The sequence below is a fragment of the Curtobacterium sp. DN_7.5 genome (assembly GCF_022655355.1).
Lineage (GTDB): Bacteria > Actinomycetota > Actinomycetes > Actinomycetales > Microbacteriaceae > Curtobacterium > Curtobacterium luteum.
The window spans coordinates 1,397,022-1,415,672 of the sequence record NZ_CP093378.1 but is presented as its reverse complement, the minus strand read 5'-3'; the positions used below and the strand labels follow the sequence as shown (position 1 = coordinate 1,415,672).

The following is an 18,651-nucleotide window of genomic DNA, read 5'->3' as shown; positions in this document are numbered from 1 at the left end:
GGACGTGGGGCGAGTGCGGTCGTGGGGCGAGGGCGGTCGTCGTCGTCGAACGACCCGGCCGCTGTCGTGCGACATCGGCCACGTCGCCGCTTGTGCACGCGCAAGTGCGGCGACCGCGGAGAACGACGTGATCGACGTCGTACGACAGCGGCACCGTCGCGCGGCAGCGGCAGCGGCAGCGGCAGCGGCCGCGGCAGCGGTAGCCAGCTCCCGAAGTCAGCTCCCGACTCCGGGCTTCCGGAACGCCTCAGCGGTCCTCGCCGCGCCGGGCGATGGTCCGCACCATCACCTCGAGCGCGTAGTGCGCGTCGCGTGACCCGCCCTTCACCGCGGTGTCCGCCGCCGCGATGCTGAGGATCGCGTTCGCCAGCCCCGCCTCGCTCCAGCCGGCGACGTCCCGCTGTGCTCGCTGCACCTGCCACGGCGCCATCCCGAGCGCCGAGGCCGCCTGCCCGCTCGATCCGCGGAAGCCGCTGACCTTCGCCATCGTGCGGATCTTGCTCGCGAACGCCGCCACGATGGGCACCGGGGCCTCCCCCGTCGCGAGCGCGTGCCGCAACTCGACGATCGCCGGGGCAGACCGCCCGGCGAGTGCGATGTCGGCCACCTTGAAGGCGTTCGTCTCGACCCGGCCGCCGTAGTACTTGTCGACGACCTTGTCGGTGATCTCGTCGGCCGAGTCGGCGAGCAGCTGCCGACACGCAGCCGCGAGCTCGGCGAGGTCGTCCGCGAACGCCGCCACGAGCGTCCGCACCGCCGACGGCGCGATCTTCCGCCGGGCAGCCCGGAACTCCGCGTTCACGAAGTCGATGCGGTCCGTGTCGCGCTTGAGCTCGTCGCACTGCACCTCGACCCCGCCACCGACGCCGCTGCGGATCGTGTCGAGCAGCTTCTTGCCGCGCATCCCGCCCCCGTGACGCAGGACGAGGGTGACGTCGTCCGCCGGTCCCTCGAGGTAGGCGATCGTCTCCGTGATGAAGGCGTCCGTGCACTTCTCGACGTTCGTGACCCGGACCAGACGGGGCTCACCGAAGAGCGACGGACTGGCCAGCGTGGCGAGCAGGCCCGGTGCGTACTGGTCGGCTTCGAGGTCGTGGATCTCGAGCGCCGGGTCCTCGCCGACGAGCAGGTCGCGGAGCGCGCCGACGGCCCGGTCGGCGAGGAAGGCCTCGGGGCCGGTGACGAGCACGACCGGGGCGGGGCGGATCCCCGACCACGGCACCTGGTCGATCTTCGCGGCGGCGCGCGCTGGCTTCTTGGCGGGCATGCGGTCCTTCCGGTGCGGCGACCGGTCGTGCTCCGGTCGCCACGTCGATCCTACGGCCGACCCCCGACCCGGCGGAGCCGACGGAACCGGCCGAGGGCTCCGGGTCCGAGCGCTCCGTCCACACCCGAGGGCCGTCGTTCCCCGGTGCGACGACGACGGTCCCGCTGCGGTCGGTCCGGTACACGACGCTGCCGGCAGCGGCCAGCATGTCGAGCGCCTGCCGGGTGGGGTGCCCGTAGGTGTTGTCCGCTCCGACGCCGATGAGCGCGATCCGGGCACCGAGCGATCGGTACAGCCCGGGGTCCTGGTCCGCCGAGCCGTGGTGCGACACCTTGACCACGTCGACCTGTCGCTCGGCGCCGCCCGCACCGACGAGCCGCCGCTGAGCCGCTTCGCCGAGGTCCCCGAGGAGCATCGCCGACGGACAGCCGGCGCAGTCGGGATCGGGTTCGACCCGGATGGCGATGCTCGCGGCGTTCCCGGACGCGGTCGACGACCGGGGTGGCCACAGCGCCACCAGGCGGAGGCTCCCGAGCTGCACCGCTGTCCCGGCGGCGGCCCGGCGGACCTCGACCCCGGCGCCCCGCAGGTCGCGGAGCACCCGCTCGTCCGCGGGTCGGCCGGTGGGGCCGACGAGCGCATTCGAGACCGAGGCGGCGACCGCCGACGTCGCGCCGACGTGGTCCCGGTCGTAGTGCGTCAGCACGAGCACCGCGATGTGTCCCACGCCGAGCAGGTCGAGGCACGCGGCGAGGCGCTCGGGGTCGTCCCCTGTGTCGACGAGCGCTGTCGCGCCACCCGACCGCAGCAGGACCGCATCCCCCTGCCCCACGTCGCAGGCCGCGATCGTCCAGTCCCGTGGCACGCTGCCACGGACGACGGTCTGCGGCACGGCGACGAGGCCGATGCCGAGCACGACCACCGCGCCCGCGGCGAGCAGGAGCCGGAGTCGGACGTGCGCCGCGACGAAGCACGAGACGACCACACACCCGGAGACCACGACGGCGAGTCCGACGCCCGGCACTCCGGGCGGCCACGGCGCGGATGCACCCGGCAACGCGGCGGCCGTGCGGGCGACCCACCCGACGGCGCTCGCGGGGACCCAGGCGACGGCGGCCAGCACGGAGGCCGCACCGGGCCACACGGGCGCGAAGAGGCAGGCACCGAGTCCGACGACGGTGACGATCGGCGCGAGTGGTTCGGTGAGCAGGTTCGCGGGCACGGCGTACGTCGGCAGCGCAGGCGCGAGGAGGATCGTCACCGGCCAGCACGCCACCTGCGCGACCACCGGGACGGCCACTGCGGCGGCGACCGGTGTCCACAGTCGCCTCGCGAGCAGGTCGGTCAGCGGCGGCCCGAGCACCACGATCCCGCTCGTCGCGAGTACGGACAGCGCGAACGCGAAGGACCGTGCGTACCACGGGTCCACCACGAGCATCCCGATGACGGCGAGCGAGATGAGCGGGGCGCCACGGACGGGCCGCCCGGACAGGTGCACCACCAGCGCCACGACCGCCATCAGGGTCGCCCGGACGATGGACGGGTCCGGACGCACGAGCACCACGAACGCGAGCAGGAACGCGACGGCCGCCCCGGCGCGGAGGACCCGCGGGAGACCGCAGGCCCGGCCGAGGAGCACCACCAACCCGACGATGACGGCGCAGTTGGCCCCGGACACCGCGGTCAGGTGCGTGAGCGCTGCCGTCTCCATCGCGCCCTCGGTGTCGGGGTCGAGTCCGTTCCGGTCGCCGATCGCCAGTCCGCGGAGGAGGGCAGCGCCGGGCTCCGGGAGCTGGGTGGTGACCCGGACGAACGCTCGGCGAGCACCATCGGTCAGGGCGAGGAGCCCCGTCGGCGCGCGGGACTCGACCGGGCCGTGCAGGAACACCACCCACGCGGTGGGCGACCCCACAGCGTCGGGCTCCACCGCCCCGGTGCCCACGAGGATGGACCCGGCGGCGAACCGTTCGGCACCCCGTCCCTGGACGTCGGGCACCAGCCGCACCGGCACACGCAGCCCGGCCGAGTCCTCCGTCGCGATCAGGGTCGCCGCGACGGAACGCGCACCGCGCTCGAGGTCCCGGTCCAGCACGAGCCGGACCGTCCGCTGGCCGGGGTCTCCGGACAGCTCCGGCGGGTTCCGCCGCTGCTCGCCGACGGCCACGGCGACGGCGACGAGCACGACGAGCAGCGCACTCGTCACCACGAGGCCGACAGCGAGTGCGATCGCGCCGCCGTGCAGCCGTGGCAGGAGCGCGAGAAGGACGATCCCGCCCACCACGAGCAGGCCGCCGCCGATCACCACCGCGATCGCGCTGTCCGGGACGCCGACGAGGACGGCACAGGACACCCAGGCGACGGCCGCCGGGCCCGCGATGCGCAGGTCGGCGAGGCGAGCGTGCACGGCACTGCGCACGGAGCCCATGCGGTCAGACCCGGACGCGCGGCTGCAGGTCGGCGAACTTGGCGTCCCCGATCCCGCTGACGTCGAGCAGGTCCTCGACGGCGGCGAAGCGCCCGTGCTCCTCGCGCCAGGCGAGGATCCGTTCCGCCAGCGCGGGCCCGATCCCCGGCAACGTCTCGAGCGTCGCGGCGTCGGCGGCGTTCAGGTCGACGACCGTGTCCGACCCGGTCGATCCCGATGCGCTCGGGGCACCCGCACCGCCCGCATCGCCGTCCGGCAGGGCGATCGGGACGTCCGTCTCCCCGACGCGCGGCACGTAGACCTGTTCCCCGTCCACCAGAGGGCGAGCCAGGTTCACCCGTGCGAGATCGGCGTCGCGGGCGGCACCCCCTGCGCGCTCCAGCGCCGTCGTGACCCGGCTGCCGGCCGGCAGCGTGACCACGCCGGGCTTCCCGACCGCGCCCGCGACGTGCACGACGACGACCGACGGCGTGGCCGTGCTCGTGTCAGGACCGGTACCGGCCGGGGGGCCATCGGCCGTCGGCCCGCCCGCCGTGGAGGCCGGCTCGGCTGACGGCGCGTCGCTGACGACGACCTCGGCAGCGGATCCACCGCCAGCCGACCGGGTCCCGAGCACGATCACGAGCACGGCGACCACCGCGACGACCGCGGCCAAGACGACGGCGGCACGGGGTGTGAGCGAGAAGCGTGAGGACATACCGGAACGCTAGGGAGCCGAGCCTCGCGACCGGACTCCGCGCGGGTCAGCCGTGGACGACCCCACCAGCACCGGCACCTGTGCAGGACTCGCCACACGCCGAGCGAGCGCACCCGCGCGCCCCACCCCGATCGAGCGCGCCCGCGCCCCGATCGAGCGCGCCCGCGCCCGCGCCCGCGCAGCTACCCCTTGATCGCGATGTTCACGAGCTTCGGCGCCCGCACGATCACCTTCACGATCTCGCGCTCACCGATGTACCGCTGCACGTTCGCCGACTCCCGCGCGAGCGCCTCGAGCTCCGAGGGCTCGATCGACTTCGACACCTCGAACGAGTCGCGGACCTTGCCGTTGACCTGCACGACCGCCGTCAGCGTGTCCTGCACGAGCAGCGTCGGGTCGGCCTTCCGCCACCCGTACGTGGCCACCGTCGGCTCGTAGCCCAGCTTCTCCCACATCTCCTCGCCCACGTACGGAGCGAACACGGCGAGGCCGAGCGTGATGGTCTCGACGGCCTCGCGCACGGCGGGGTCGCCCGCGCCGGGGCCGCTGTCGATCGCCTTGCGCGTCACGTTCACGAGGTCCATGAGCCGCGCGATCACGACGTTGAACTTGAAGGACTCCATGAGGCCCGGTGCGTCGGCGAGGAACCGGTGCGTGACCTGGCGGAGTGCCCGGTCGCCGTCGGCCCAGACGACGTCCTTCGGGGACGTGACGTCGAGCGCGAGCCGGTAGGCGCGGGCCAGGAAGCGCGCGGACGCCGACGGGGAGACGTCCTCCCAGTTGATGTCGTCCTCGGGCGGGCCGGCGAAGCCCATCACCAGGCGGATCGCGTCGACACCGTTGGCGTCGAGCTCGTCGCCGAGGGACACGCCGCCCTTCGACTTCGACATCTTCGAGCCACCCGACAGCACCATGCCCTGGTTGAGCAGCGCCGTGAACGGCTCGGTGAAGTCGAGGTAGCCGAGGTCGAACAGGACCTTCGTCACGAAGCGTGCGTACAGCAGGTGCAGGATCGCGTGCTCGATGCCGCCGATGTACTGGTCGACCGGCGCCCACTTGCGCGCGATCGCGGGGTCGAACGCCTGCGTGTCGTCGTTCGCGGCCAGGAAGCGCAGGAAGTACCACGACGAGTCGACGAACGTGTCCATCGTGTCGGTGTCACGCGTCGCCGGGGTCCCGTCGACGGGGTTCGGGACGTTCACCCAGTCGGTCGCGCCACCGAGCGGCGAGGTGCCCTTCGGCTTGAGGTCGAGCCCCTCGGTCGACGGCAGCCGGACGGGCAGCTGGTCCATGGGCACCGGGTGCTCGGTGCCGTCCGCGCCGTGGATGATCGGGATCGGGGTGCCCCAGAACCGCTGGCGGGAGATGAGCCAGTCGCGCAGGCGGTACGTCTTGGCCGCACGGCCGGTCCCGCGCTCCTCGAGCAGGCGGATCGCCGCGGTGATGGCGTGCTGCTTCGACATGCCGTCGAGCGGCCCGGAGTTGATCATGCGACCGGTGCCGGTCAGGGCCTCGCCCGTCGACACCGGGTCGAGCGCCGGGAGGTCCTCCAGCGTCGCGCCGTCCGGGATCACCGGGACCGCCCCGGTCACCGGAGCGTTCGTGTCCACGACGACCTTCACGGGCAGGTCGAACGCCCGCGCGAAGTCGAGGTCGCGCTGGTCGTGCGCGGGCACGGCCATGACGGCACCGTGGCCGTAGTCCGCGAGGACGTAGTCGGCGGCCCAGATGGGCAGGCGCTCTCCCGTCAGCGGGTGGATCGCGGAACGTCCGAGCGGCACGCCGGTCTTCGGGCGGTCGGCGTTCTGCCGGTCGATCTCCGAGGTCTTCTGCGTCGCGACGAGGTACGCATCGAAGTCCGCACGGACGGAGGAGGGCGCGGAAGCCACCAGCGACGCGGCCAGGTCCGAGTCGGGCGCCACGACCAGGAACGTCACCCCGTGGATCGTGTCCGGGCGCGTGGTGAACACCGTGACGGGCTCGTCCCGCCCCTCGATGACGAAGTCGACGTCGGCGCCGACCGACCGACCGATCCAGTTGCGCTGCTGCGCGATGACCTTCGCCGGCCACCGCCCCTCGAGCTGGTTGAGGTCGTCGAGCAGCCGGTCCGCGTACTCCGTGATCTTGAAGTACCACTGCGTCAGCTTCTTCTTGACGACGACGGCGCCCGAGCGGTCGGAGGTGCCGTCGGGCAGCACCTGCTCGTTCGCGAGCACGGTCTGGTCCACCGGGTCCCAGTTGACCCAGCTGTCCTTCCGGTACGCCAGGCCCTTCTCGTACATCTTGAGGAACAGCCACTGGTTCCACTTGTAGTACTCGGGGTCCGAGGTGTGGATCTCGGTCGTCCAGTCGAACGACGGCGCGTAGCGCTTGAAGGACGCCTTCTGCTGCTCGATGTTCGCGTAGGTCCACTCCTTGGGGTCGACCCCGCGCTTGATCGCCGCGTTCTCCGCCGGCAGGCCGAAGGAGTCCCAGCCGATCGGGTGCAGCACGTTGAAGCCCTGCTGCCGCCAGTAGCGCGCGACGAAGTCACCGAGCGCCCAGTTCTCCGCGTGCCCCATGTGCAGGTCGCCGGACGGGTACGGGAACATCTCGAGGATGTACTTCCGCGGCCGGGTGTCGTCGAGGTCCGTGGTGAAGAGCCCGAGCTCTTCCCAGCGGGGCTGCCACTTCTCCTGGAGTCGACGGAAGTCGTAGGCGTTCGGGTCCTCGGCGTACTGCTCGGTGGTCACGGTCACCAAGATTACAAGGCCTGGAGGCCCGGCTCGGCCCCGTGACGTCGGCTGCGGCCCGTCATGCGCTGACGAGTCGTCCGTCCCGCATCCGCAGGGTGCGGTCGACGAGGTCGACCGGCACGGGCACGTGCGAGACGATCACCACGGTCCGCCCGGCCCGCCGAGCGGCACCGACGAGGTCACGCAGCAGCGCCTCGGCGAGGTCGGGGTCGATGTCCGCGGTCGGCTCGTCGAGGACGAGCACCGGGAACGCGTGCAGCAGCGCACGCGCCAGGGCGAGCCGGTGCGCCTGCCCGCCGGACACGAGGACGCCGCGCTCCCCCACGCCGGCGTCGAGCCCGCCCCGCCCGACGACCCACGGACCGAGCCCGACCCGGTCGAGGACGTCGAGCAGCTCCTCGTCGGTCGCGGTGTCGCGTGCGAACAGCAGGTTCTGCCGGACCGACTGGTCGAACACGAACGGGTCCTGCTCGATCAGGCCGATGCGTGCGCGGACCGCGTCGGGGTGCATGTCGCGCGCTTCGACGCCGTCGATCGTGTACGAGCCGCGGTGGTCGACGAACCGCACGAGGGCGTCCACGAGCGTCGACTTGCCGGCGCCGCTCGGCCCCTCGAGCACGACGACCTCGCCGGGGAGCAGGTCGAGCGACACCCCGGACACGGCGTCGACGCTCGCGCCGGGCCAACGCACCGACAGGTCACGGACGGAGACCGACACGGCGCCGTCCACGACGAGCGAGGCAGGGTCTGCGGGTACGGAGGGCTCCGGCACGATCCCGGTCGGCAGCGCAGTGGGCACCACGGCCTCGACCCGGTCGGCAGCGGCGCGCACCCGACGCAGTGTCAGGACCGCGAGCGGCACCCCGCCGATGACCTCGAAGAGCGCCAGCGGGACGAAGACCGCGAGCGCCCAGAGGGGTCCGTCGAGGGCCCCGGAGACCACCGCGGGTGCGCCGACCGCGAGGATCCCGACGACCGCCGCGCCGCCCAGCAGCCCGCCGAGGGCACCGACGAGGGACTCGACGGCGCCCCGACGACGCACGGCGGCGGTCACGGACCGGTCGAGCCGCGCGATGTGCGCGAGTCGCTCGTCGAGGGCGCCGTGCGCGGCGAAGACGTCGAGCGCGCGGACGGTGTCGAGCACGAGGTCCGCGACCCGGCCCCGGTCCGCTGCGGTCCGCTCGTCCGAGCGCCGCGCGACGGCGACCGTCACCACCGACCCGAGGAGCGCCGCGGCCGCGAGGGCGAGGAGGAGCACGACCGCGGCGGGCACCGAGACGAGCGCGACCGCGACGACGGACACGAGCGCCACGACCCCGGCGGACACGAGCGGCCCGACGACCCGGATCGGCAGGTCCTGCAGCCGGTCGGTGTCCGTGACGAGCCGGGTGAGGAGGTCGCCGCGTCCGGTCGCGCCGAGACCGGCGGGCGCGACCGACGAGAGTCGGCGGTACATCTCCGTCCGGACCACGGCGAGCTGGCGGAACGACGCGTCGTGACCGGCGAGGCGGTCCACGTACCGGAGGGCCGCCCGCCCGAGCGCGAACGCCCGCACCCCGACCATGACGAGCGTGAGGTAGAGGATCGGCGGGTGCTCCGCGGCACGCGTGATGAGGTAGCCGCTCGCGGCGAGCAGGGCGACCGCGCACAGCGCACTGCCGATGCCGGCCGCCACGGCCTTGCCCCACCCCGCCCCGCGGGGCAGGGCGAGCCGCAGGACGGAGTCGTGTCGTGCCTCCCGGCTCATGCCCGCGCTCCGCTCGCGGCGGTGACCGTGACAGCGCCACCGGTGCGCACGTCGATCCGGACGTCCGCCGCTGCGAGCACTGCAGGGCGGTGGCTGGCGACCACGACGACGCGGCCGTCGGCGGCGAGCCGGCGGATCGCCGCGACGACGTGCGACTCCGAGTCGGCGTCGAGTGCGGAGGTGGGCTCGTCGAGGAGGACGAGGGGGGTGTCCGCCCGACTCGCGCGGTACAGGGCGCGGGCGACGGACACGCGCTGCGCCTGTCCACCGGACAGACCGGCTCCGCCGGACCCGACCGCGAGGCCCGGGTCGACACCCAGCCCCGCCTCACGCAGCGCCGTGGTCACGGCGACGACGTCGGGGGTCGCGCTGAGCGCGACGTTCTCGGCGACGGTGCCGCCCACGAGGCGCGTCCGCTGGTCGGCCCAGGTCGTCCGCTCCGCCGCGGTCGTCCCGGCTGGACCGGGCACGGTCACGGTGCCGTCGTGCGCCACAGCGCCGCGGAGCGCAGCGATGATGCTCGACTTGCCCGATCCGCTCGGGCCCGCGAGTGCGACCACCGTGCCCGGCTCGGCACGGAGGTCGATCGGACCGATCACGACGTCCGGGCGGCGGACCGTGACGGCGTCGAGGACGAGCGCACCAGCAGCCGGGAGCGACGTCGGGCTCGTCGGGACGGCCGCGTCACCGTCGTCGTCGAGGACGTCCAGCACGGCCGCGGCGGCCTCGACACCGTCCTGCGCGGCGTGGAAGTCGGCACCCACCTGTCGGATCGGCGCGAAGGCCTCGGGTGCCAGGACGAGGACGAACATCGCGGCCCCGAGGCCGAGCGAGCCGTCGACGAGCCGGACCCCGATGGACACCGCGACGAGCGCGACCGCGAGGCTCGCGGCGAGCTCGAGCGCGAAACCGCTGACGAAGGAGAGCCGCAGGACGCCCATCGTGGCGCGACGGTAGCCGTCCGTGAGGGCGCCGATCCGCCCGACCTGTCGCCGTGCCCGACCGAAGACCTTCAGCGTCGCGAGGCCCTCGACCGCCTCCGTGAACGCGCCGCCGAGGGTGGCGAGGGCGTCGGACTGCCTCCGCTGCAGCGCCTGGGTCGCGAGGCCGATGAGGACCATGAACACCGGGATCACCGGCAGCGCGCACAGGACCACGATGCCGCTCGTCGGGTCGCCGAGGCCGATCGCGACGAGCAGCACCGGCGTGGCGATGGCGGTGAGGGCGAGCTGCGGCAGGAACCGGCCGAAGTACGCGTCGAGGGCGTCGAGACCCGGTCCGAGCGTCGTGGCGAACCCGGCGCTCGACCGCGCGGCCAGCCACGCCGGTCCGCGCTCGGCGGCCCGGGCGAGGACCCGCGTGCGGAGCTCGCTCTTCACGCGTGCTGCCGCCCGGGCCGCGAGGTCGTCGGTCGCCCACGCGGCGACCGCCCGGACGACGAACGCACCGCCGAGGAGCGCGAGCGCCTGCGCGAACGCGACGGGCAGGCGGCCCTCGCCGACCGCGTCGACCCCGAGCGTCACGGCAGCGGCGATCCCCCACGCGACGGCGACGGTCGCGAGCGTCCGCAGTGCCCCGGTGCCCGCGGCTGCCACGACGAAGCCGCGCGCCGTCCGCGACAGGCGCAGCAGTCGCGGGTCGAGCGGCTTCATCGTGGGTTCCTCGTGGTCGTGGGCGGCTAGTGGGCGGCCTGGGCGATGTGGGCCCGCGAGACGCGCTTGCGGAAGACCCAGTAGGTCCAGGCCTGGTAGGCGAGCACGAGCGGGACGAAGATCAGCGCGACCCAGCTCATCACGGTCAGCGTGTACGAACCGCTGCTCGCGTTGTAGACGTTCAGGCTGTTCGCCGGGTCGTTCGACGCGGGCATCACGTTCGGGAAGATCGCCGTGAACATCGCCAGCACGACCGCGGCGATCGTGATCGCCATGAGCGTGAACGCCCGCCCTTCCTTGCCCCACGCGGTGCAGAGGACCGCGAGGACGAGGGCCAGTGCCGCCACCACGGAGAGCACGAGGCTCGCCGGCGTCGCGCGGACGAACGCCATCGCGACGAGGAACGCCGCACCGACGACGATCGTGACGATGCCCGCACGGGTCGCGAGCCGCTTGGCCCGCTCGCGAATCTCTCCCTCCGTCTTCAGCGCGACGAACACGACGCCGTGGGTGAAGAACACCAGGAGCGTGGTCAGCCCGGTGAGCAGCGCGAACGGGTTGAGCAGGTCGAAGATGGTCCCGGTGTAGTTGTGGCCGGCGTCCATCGGGATGCCGCGCACGACGTTGCCGAACGCGACGCCCCAGAGGAACGACGGGAGGGCGCTGCCGACGATGATCATCAGGTCGAAGCGGCGCTTCCACTCGGCGTGCTTGTTCTGGTGCCGGTACTCGAACGAGACGCCGCGGGCGATGAGCGCCGCGAGGATGAGCAACAGCGCCAGGTAGAAGCCGGAGAACATCGTCGCGTACCACTCCGGGAACGCCGCGAACAGGCAGGCGCCGGCGACGATGACCCAGGTCTCGTTGAGGTCCCACACGGGCCCGATCGTGTTGATCAGCACGCGGCGGTCGGTGTCGTCCTTGCCGAGGAACGGCAGCGACATCCCGACGCCGAAGTCGAAGCCGTCGAGCACGAAGTAGCCCACGAAGAACAGTCCGACGATCGCGAACCAGAGCACGGGCAGGTCCATCTCAGTACACCGTCACTTCGTGCTTGACCTCGCCGGTCTCCTCGTCGACCTCCGCCGGGGCGGCGGGGCCCTCCTGCGCGACCTTCTTGATGAGCCGGAACTCGACCACCGCGAGGGCGCCGTAGATGAGCGTGAACACGACGAGCGAGATGAGGACCTCGAGGCCGGTCACGTTCGGCGAGACGCCGTCGGCCGTCTTGAGCAGCCCGAAGACGAGCCACGGCTGGCGGCCCATCTCCGTGAAGATCCAGCCCATGATCATCGCGGCCATCGGGAGCGGCATGGCCCAGGTCGCGACCCGCCACACCCACCGCTGCTGGGGGAAGCGGCCCTTGCGGGTCAGCCAGAGCCCGACGAGCGAGACGAGGACCGCGCCCACGCCGAGGGCGATCATCCACCGGAAGGCCCAGTACGTGACCCAGATGATCGGCTTGTAGTCGCCGGCACCGTACACCTGCGAGTACTGCGCCTGCAGGTCGTTGATGCCTTCGACGGTGCCGTTGAAGGTGTGCGTCGAGAGGAACGACAGCAGGTACGGGATGCGGATCGAGAACAGCTCGTGGACCCCGTCAGGAGTACCGAGCGTGAAGATCGAGAACGAGGCGTCCTTGCCGGTCGAGGTGTTGTAGAGCGCCTCGGCCGCGGCCATCTTCATCGGCTGGGTGTCGACCATCGTGAGCCCGAGCTGGTCGCCGGTGAGGACCGTGAGGGCTCCGGAGGCGAGCATCGTCCACATGCCGAACTTCAGCGCCGGCAGCATCGTCTCGAGGTTCTGGTTGCGGGCCAGGTGCCACGCGGCGACCGCGATGATGACCGACGCGGCGACCATGAACGCGCCGAACAGGGTGTGCGGGAACGCCGCCAGCGCGACCTTGTTCGTGAGCACGGCCCAGATGTCGGTGAGCTCGGCGCGGCCCTTGGCCTCGTTGATGGCGTAGCCGACCGGGTGCTGCATGAACGCGTTCGCCGCGAGGATGAAGTACGCCGACAGCATCGTGCCGACGCTCACGCACCAGATCGTCGCGAGGTGCACCTTCTTCGGCAGGCGGTCCCAGCCGAAGATCCAGAGCCCGATGAACGCTGCCTCGAAGAAGAACGCCAGGATGCCCTCGAGCGCGAGCGGTGCGCCGAACACGTCACCGACGAAGCGCGAGTAGTTCGACCAGTTCATGCCGAACTGGAACTCCTGCACGATGCCGGTGACCACGCCCATCGCGAAGTTGATGAGGAAGATCCGGCCGAAGAACCGGGTGAGCTGCAGGTAGTGCGCCCGTCCGGTGCGCACCCAGGCGGTCTGGAACACCGCGACGACCACGGCCATGCCGATGGTCAGGGGCACGAAGAGGAAGTGGTAGATCGTCGTCAGACCGAACTGCCACCGCGACAGGATGAGCGGATCGAGGATGTCGTTCATGCGGCGTTTCCGAGCCGGGTCGCCGCGCGCTGTTGGTGCACGTCAGTTGCTTCCTGTGGAAGGGGGAACTTCTGGTGTCACAGGCCTTTGGGACACCTCCACGCTACCGCCCGGACACCTCGTTCGACAAGTTGTAGAACACTCCTCTGCACGAATGTGCAGGAGAACTGCACGGCACGGTTGTACGGAACAAGCGTGCTGCGAGGCCGGCTCGGCAAACAGCGACAGGCGCCGGGCCGAAGCCCGACGCCTGTCGTCTTTCCGGTGTGGAACGCGCTGTTACAGCAGGCCCTTCTCGGTGAGGAAGTCCTTCGCGATGGTGGACGCCTTCTCCTTGTCGGTGACGCTCTTCGCGTTGAGTTCGATGAGCGCATCGGTGGTGAGCACCTTGCTCACCTCGTCGATGTCCGCGGCCGCCTTGTCGTCGACCTTCTTCGACACCACCGGGATGACGTTCTGCGGCAGGATCAGGTTCTCGGGGTCCTTCAGCGAGACGAAGTCGTTCGCCTTGATGCTCGGGTCCGCGCTGTAGATGTCGGCGAGCTGGACGGTGCCGTCCTTGAGCGCCTTCACCGTCAGGGCGCCGCCCGAGTCCTCGATCGCCTTGAAGTCGACGTCCACGCCGTAGACCGACTTCAGCCCCTTCGGACCGTACGGTCGGGTCTGGAACTCGGAGTTCGCGCCGACGGTGAGCGTCTTCTCGACGTTCTTGAGGTCGGCGAGGCTCGTGACGTCGTTCTCCTCGGAGAACTGCTTCGTGACCGTGTAGCTGTCCTGGTCGGTCGCCTCGGCCTCGTCGAGGACTCGGAGGCCGGACGGCAGCGCCTTCTGAAGCGCCGCGTCGATCTCCGACGGGGTCTTCGCGGTGGCCTTCTTGTCGTAGTACTGCAGCAGGTTGCCGCTGTATTCGGGCATGACGTCGATCGCGCCCTTCTGGAGCTGCGGCAGGTAGATCTCACGCTGCCCGATGTTGAAGTTCCGCTTCACCTGGAAGCCGTCCTTCTCGAGGACCTGCGCGTACATCTCGGCGATGATCTCGTTCGAGTAGTACTGCTGCGACCCGATGACGATCGTCTTCGAGTCGCTGGAGCTGCTGGAGCCGCTGTCGAGCGGGTTGCTCGACGCGCAGCCGCTGAGGGCTGCCGCGACGCCCAGTGCCAGCGCTGCTGCGACGCCGGCACGGATCTTTGCTGTGATCACGATGGAGTTCCTTCCGGGATGGGATTGCGGGACCGCTCGCGCGACCCCTGGCGCCGCCGGGCCGACGGGTCGGCAGTGCCCTTCGGCACCGCCGCCCGCTGGAGTGCGGCGAACACGATCTCGAACGCGATCGCGAGTGCGATCACGAGGATGGAGGCGCCGAGCATCTCGGCGTAGTCCTGGGTCTTGAGCCCGAGGAAGAAGTAGCCGCCCAGACCACCGGCGCCCACGTAGGCGGCCAGGGTGGCGGTGGCGACGACCTGCAGCACGGCTGCTCGGATCCCGCCGATGAGGAGCGGCAGCCCGAGCGGGATCTCGACCTTCCACAGCACCTGCCAGCCGGTCATGCCCTGCGCCTTGGCGGCGTCGACGGTGACGGGTTCGACGGACTCGATGCCCGAGTACGCCCCGGCGAGCACCGACGGGATGGCCAGGATGACCAGCGCGAGGAGCGGCGCCTGCAGGCCGATCCCGAGCAGGAGGCCGAAGAGCGACAGGACGCCGAGCGTCGGCAGGGCGCGGACGCCGCCGGACACCCCGATCGAGAAGCCCCGCAGACGCCCGGTGTGGCCGATCGCGTAGCCGATGGGGATCGCGATGACCGAGGCGATGAGGACCGCGAACAGCGTGATCCAGACGTGCTCCCAGAGCCGACCGGGGATGGCGTTGAGACCGGAGTAGTTCTGCGGGTCGAAGACCCACCCGAACGCGTCGCCGATGATCACGAGGCCACCTCCGTCCGCTGGAGCACCCGGCGCGCGGAGCGCTGGCTCGTCCGCGTGCGACGGGTCCACGGCATCACGAGCCGACCGACCAGGACGAGCACGGCATCGATCGCGAATGCGAGCACGAGCACCATCACGATGCCGGAGATGATCTCCTCGTAGATGCCGCGCGCGAGGCCGTCGGTGAAGAGCGAGCCGAGGCTCTGGATCCCGAGGACCGCGCCCACGGTCGTCAGGGAGATCGTGGAGACCGCGACGACGCGGAGTCCGGCCAGCAGGACCGGCCCGGCCAGCGGGAGCTCGACGCGGAAGAACCGCTGCGCGGACGAGTACCCCATCGCGGTCGCGGCCGCGGCCGTCGCGCCGTCGACCGAGGTCAGCCCGTCCACCGTCGACCGGACCATGAGCGCCAGCCCGTAGATCGTCAGGCTGATGATCACGTTCACCGGGCTCGTGAGGCTCGTCCCGATGATGCCGGGCAGCGCCACGAAGAGCGCCAGCGACGGGATCGCGTAGAGCAGGCCGGCGAAGGTCACGATGCCGCTGCCGAGCCCTGCGGAGAAGCGCGAGCTGCCCGGACGCTGCAGACGGACGACGAGCCATCCGATCGGGATCGACAGCACGAACGCGATGATGATCGGCGGGATCGCGATCGCCAGGTGCGCGGTCGTCGCGTCCCCGATCGTGTCGAGGTTCGACAGGACCCAGTTCACCGGGGTCCCCCACCCTGCGCCGGAGCACCCGGGGCGGTGTCACGCGCTCCGGCCTCTGCACCCTGCGGGACGGCGGCCGCGGCGTCGACCACCTGGACCGGGCCGGTGAGGACCCCGGCGGCACGTCCGTCGCCGTCCACGACGATCGGCCCCGTCGGGGTCTGCTCGACCCGGAGCGCACGCCGGCCACGGCCCGCACCGATGAAGTTCGCGACGAAGTCGTCCGCCGGTTCGGCGAGGATCTCGGCCGGCGTGCCCTGCTGGGCGATCTCGCCGCCCTTCTTGAGGATGACGACCTGGTCGCCGAGCTTGAACGCCTCGTCGATGTCGTGGGTCACGAAGACCACCGTCTTGCCGAGTTCGCGCTGCAGGCGGATCAGTTCGTCCTGCAGGTCGTTGCGGACGAGGGGGTCGACGGCGCCGAACGGCTCGTCCATGAGCAGGATGTTCGGGTCGACCGCGAGCCCGCGCGCCACGCCGACGCGCTGCTGCTGGCCACCGGAGAGCTGCGAGGGGTAGCGGTTCGCGAACGCCCGGTCGAGGCCGACCGTGTCCATGAGCTCGAGCGCGCGCTCGCGCGCCTGCGCCTTGCCGACACCCGTCAGCAGCGGCACGGTCGCGATGTTGTCGACCACGCGGCGGTGCGGCAGGAGCCCGGCGTTCTGCATGACGTAGCCGATCCGCCGGCGGAGCTGGACCGGGTCGACCGACGCGACGTCCTCGCCGTCGATGGACACCGACCCCGACGTCGGGTCCACCATGCGGTTGATCATCCGGAGGAGGGTCGTCTTGCCGCAACCGCTCGACCCGACGAAGACCGTCGTGGTTCGGGAGGGTATGACGAGGTGGAAGTCCTCGACCGCGGTGGTGCCGTCCGGGTACGTCTTCCGTACCGACCGGAACTCGATCATGGTGGGTGCCCTTCTGTTCGGAGGTAGCCCGACTCCGCACGACAGTACCCGTGGGGACCGACAGCGGTTGCGCGGTGACGCCCCGTGTCGCCTCATGGACAGCGACGCCCGCTCGGTGGGCGCGCGCGACGACGCCCGCGTCCCTGTTCGGAGCGCGGGCGTCGGCGGACGGGTGGGGGCGGCTCAGGCGTCGCGGAGGACCGCCTCGAGGTAGGTGTGGGTCATCGTGCGGTACGCCTCGACGAGTGCCTGGTCCGGAGCGTCACGGTCGGCGTGCGCCCGCGCGAGCACGGCGTGGCCGGACTCGGCGAGCACGGTCCACGCGCGGTCGACGGCTTCGCTCTCCGGCAGACCGAAGCGCTCCCGCATCACCTGGCTGACGGCACCCCCGAGCGCGGCCATGCGGTCGTCGTCGTCCCCGGTACCGGTGTCGGCCGTGTCGCCGAACCGGATCGCCCGGAACCCGGGCTCCGTCCGGTACATGTCGGCCGTCATGTCGATGAGCGCGTCGCAACCGGCGCGCCAGTCGGCGGCACCGCTCGCGTCGAGCGCCTCGACGAACCGGGCGGCCAGGCGCTGCGTGCAGCGGATCGCCAGGGCCTCGACCACGGCGATGCGGTCCGGGAAGTAGCGGTAGACGGTCCCGATGGACGCGCCTGCCCGCTCGGCGACCATCGCCGTCGTCAGCCGCTCGAACCCGATCTCGTCGATGACCGCGGCCGCGGCGTCGAGGAGGCCGGCGAGGCGCGCCGAACTGCGGGCTTGGACCGGCTCGTTCCTGAGCAGTGATGATCCCCCCGGCAGTGCGTTCGATACCTCGGTGACGAGCACGTGTACTCCTTCTCGCGTCCTCGACGCGTCCCGCCCGCGGCAGGCGCGTGGCGCGTTGTGTTTCACCGTCCACACGACACGTGGGCGGTGGTGTCCCCGCAACTCTCGCAGACTCCGTCTGGAACTCGGCTGCGACTCTCCCAATCCTGCATGAGCATCCTCGGGTCGCCCGGGGCGGCACGCCCGGGTCGTCCGTGCCGAGCACCCGCGGGTCCGAGGTCGCCCCGGCGTGGGATGATGGGGCGATGCCCGACCCGACGCCCCACGAGCCGTCGCTGGCCGAGCCGATCCTCCACCGGGCGGCACGGATCGAGGACGCCGTGCAGGAGTTCCGCGAGCAGCGCGCGCGCCGCCGCGGACTCGTGCCGACCGTGATCCCCTACACCGGCTACGGTGCACCCGGCTGGGTGCGGGTCCTCGCCCGCGTGCTCCTCACCCGCCGCGGGCTCGCCTCCGACGCCTCCTACGTCGGGGTCCGCGGGTGGAAGAGCTTCACGAGCGTCGCGGTCGACTCCGCCGAGGTCACCGTCACCGCGGGGGGCCGGAGCCACGTCGTGCAGTCCGACCGCGGCGGGGTCGTCGACGCCATCGTGCCGATCGACCTCGAGCCCGGGTGGCGCACGATCAAGCTCTCCGCGGGCGGTTCCCGCGACGTCGAGGCGGACGTGTTCGTCGTGCACCCCGACACGCGGTTCGGGCTGCTGTCCGACATCGACGACACGGTGATGGTCACGAGCCTCCCCCGTCCGATGCTCGCCGCGTGGAACTCGTTCGTCCTCACCGAGCACGCCCGCCGGCCCGTCCCGGGCATGTCCGTGCTCTACGAACGCGTCCTGGCGCAGCACCCCGGCGCACCGACGGTGTACCTGTCGACCGGTGCGTGGAACGTCGCCCCGACGCTGCAGCGGTTCCTCACGCGCAACATGTACCCGACCGGCACGCTGCTGCTCACCGACTGGGGTCCGACGCACGACCGCTTCTTCCGGAGCGGGCAGCTGCACAAGCAGGAGAACCTGCGCCGCCTCGCCCGGGACTTCCCCGACGTCCAGTGGCTGCTCGTCGGCGACGACGGCCAGCACGACGAGTCGCTGTACGGCGACTTCGCACGGGAGCACCCGGAGAACGTCGCCGGCGTCGCGATCCGGCAGCTCTCCACGAGCGAGGCCGTCCTCGCCGGTGGCCGTTCCCGGGCACAGGAGCGGTCCCGGGACTCGGCGGCGCCGTGGGTGTTCGCCCCCGACGGCGCCGGCCTCTGGACCGAACTCCAGCGGGTCGGGCTGCTCGACGACCACTGACGACCCGG

General features: G+C 71.8%; 13 protein-coding genes and 1 pseudogene. 1 reads left to right on the top strand and 13 read right to left on the bottom strand.

The window, feature by feature from the left end; all coding sequences use genetic code 11:
- Positions 1-247: 247 nt before the first annotated feature.
- The 13 genes and pseudogenes from holA to MON03_RS06490 form a co-directional block, all read right to left on the bottom strand.
- Positions 248-1,267, bottom strand: a complete 1,020-nt coding sequence (holA, locus tag MON03_RS06550) for a DNA polymerase III subunit delta (protein WP_350355090.1) — start codon at positions 1,265-1,267, stop codon at positions 248-250.
- 664 nt (positions 1,268-1,931) lie between these two features.
- Positions 1,932-3,692: pseudogene (locus MON03_RS06545) on the bottom strand (ComEC/Rec2 family competence protein); the annotation flags it as partial.
- Positions 3,693-3,696: 4 nt separating this feature from the next.
- The gene (locus MON03_RS06540) at positions 3,697-4,389 is read right to left on the bottom strand and encodes a ComEA family DNA-binding protein (RefSeq protein WP_022904291.1); all 693 of its coding nucleotides are present in this window, start codon (positions 4,387-4,389) and stop codon (positions 3,697-3,699) included.
- A gap of 182 nt (positions 4,390-4,571) precedes the next feature.
- Positions 4,572-7,121: a leucine--tRNA ligase gene (leuS, locus tag MON03_RS06535; protein WP_242091165.1), complete on the bottom strand. Its 2,550-nt coding sequence runs from the start codon at positions 7,119-7,121 to the stop codon at positions 4,572-4,574.
- A 61-nt stretch (positions 7,122-7,182) separates the two neighbouring features.
- Positions 7,183-8,871: a thiol reductant ABC exporter subunit CydC gene (cydC, locus tag MON03_RS06530; RefSeq protein ID WP_242091163.1), complete on the bottom strand. Its 1,689-nt coding sequence runs from the start codon at positions 8,869-8,871 to the stop codon at positions 7,183-7,185.
- Positions 8,868-10,523, bottom strand: coding sequence for a thiol reductant ABC exporter subunit CydD (cydD, locus tag MON03_RS06525; RefSeq protein WP_242091161.1), 1,656 nt, complete (start codon positions 10,521-10,523; stop codon positions 8,868-8,870). The genes cydC and cydD overlap by 4 nt, the downstream gene beginning before the upstream one ends.
- A 26-nt stretch (positions 10,524-10,549) precedes the next feature.
- Positions 10,550-11,554 (bottom strand): cytochrome d ubiquinol oxidase subunit II, encoded by a 1,005-nt coding sequence (cydB, locus tag MON03_RS06520; RefSeq protein ID WP_175328638.1) that lies wholly within the window; start codon positions 11,552-11,554, stop codon positions 10,550-10,552.
- Position 11,555: 1 nt separating this feature from the next.
- A complete protein-coding gene (locus MON03_RS06515) occupies positions 11,556-12,968 on the bottom strand; it encodes a cytochrome ubiquinol oxidase subunit I (RefSeq protein ID WP_242091159.1) in 1,413 nt (470 codons plus the stop codon).
- A 279-nt stretch (positions 12,969-13,247) separates the two neighbouring features.
- Positions 13,248-14,168 carry an ABC transporter substrate-binding protein gene (locus MON03_RS06510; protein ID WP_175328640.1) on the bottom strand — a complete coding sequence of 307 codons (921 nt, stop codon included), beginning with the start codon at positions 14,166-14,168 and terminating at the stop codon, positions 13,248-13,250.
- Positions 14,165-14,893: an ABC transporter permease gene (locus MON03_RS06505; protein ID WP_022904283.1), complete on the bottom strand. Its 729-nt coding sequence runs from the start codon at positions 14,891-14,893 to the stop codon at positions 14,165-14,167. The genes MON03_RS06510 and MON03_RS06505 overlap by 4 nt, the downstream gene beginning before the upstream one ends.
- Positions 14,890-15,606 (bottom strand): ABC transporter permease, encoded by a 717-nt coding sequence (locus MON03_RS06500; RefSeq protein WP_242091157.1) that lies wholly within the window; start codon positions 15,604-15,606, stop codon positions 14,890-14,892. Before MON03_RS06500 ends, MON03_RS06505 begins: the two co-directional genes overlap by 4 nt.
- Positions 15,603-16,517: an ABC transporter ATP-binding protein gene (locus tag MON03_RS06495; RefSeq protein ID WP_022904281.1), complete on the bottom strand. Its 915-nt coding sequence runs from the start codon at positions 16,515-16,517 to the stop codon at positions 15,603-15,605. Before MON03_RS06495 ends, MON03_RS06500 begins: the two co-directional genes overlap by 4 nt.
- Positions 16,518-16,700: 183 nt before the next feature.
- Positions 16,701-17,348 (bottom strand): TetR/AcrR family transcriptional regulator, encoded by a 648-nt coding sequence (locus MON03_RS06490; protein WP_242091155.1) that lies wholly within the window; start codon positions 17,346-17,348, stop codon positions 16,701-16,703.
- A gap of 245 nt (positions 17,349-17,593) precedes the next feature.
- On the opposite strand from MON03_RS06490, the gene MON03_RS06485 reads away from it, so the two are divergent.
- Positions 17,594-18,643, top strand: coding sequence for an App1 family protein phosphatidate phosphatase (locus MON03_RS06485; protein ID WP_242091153.1), 1,050 nt, complete (start codon positions 17,594-17,596; stop codon positions 18,641-18,643).
- The last annotated feature ends 8 nt before the right edge of the window (positions 18,644-18,651 follow it).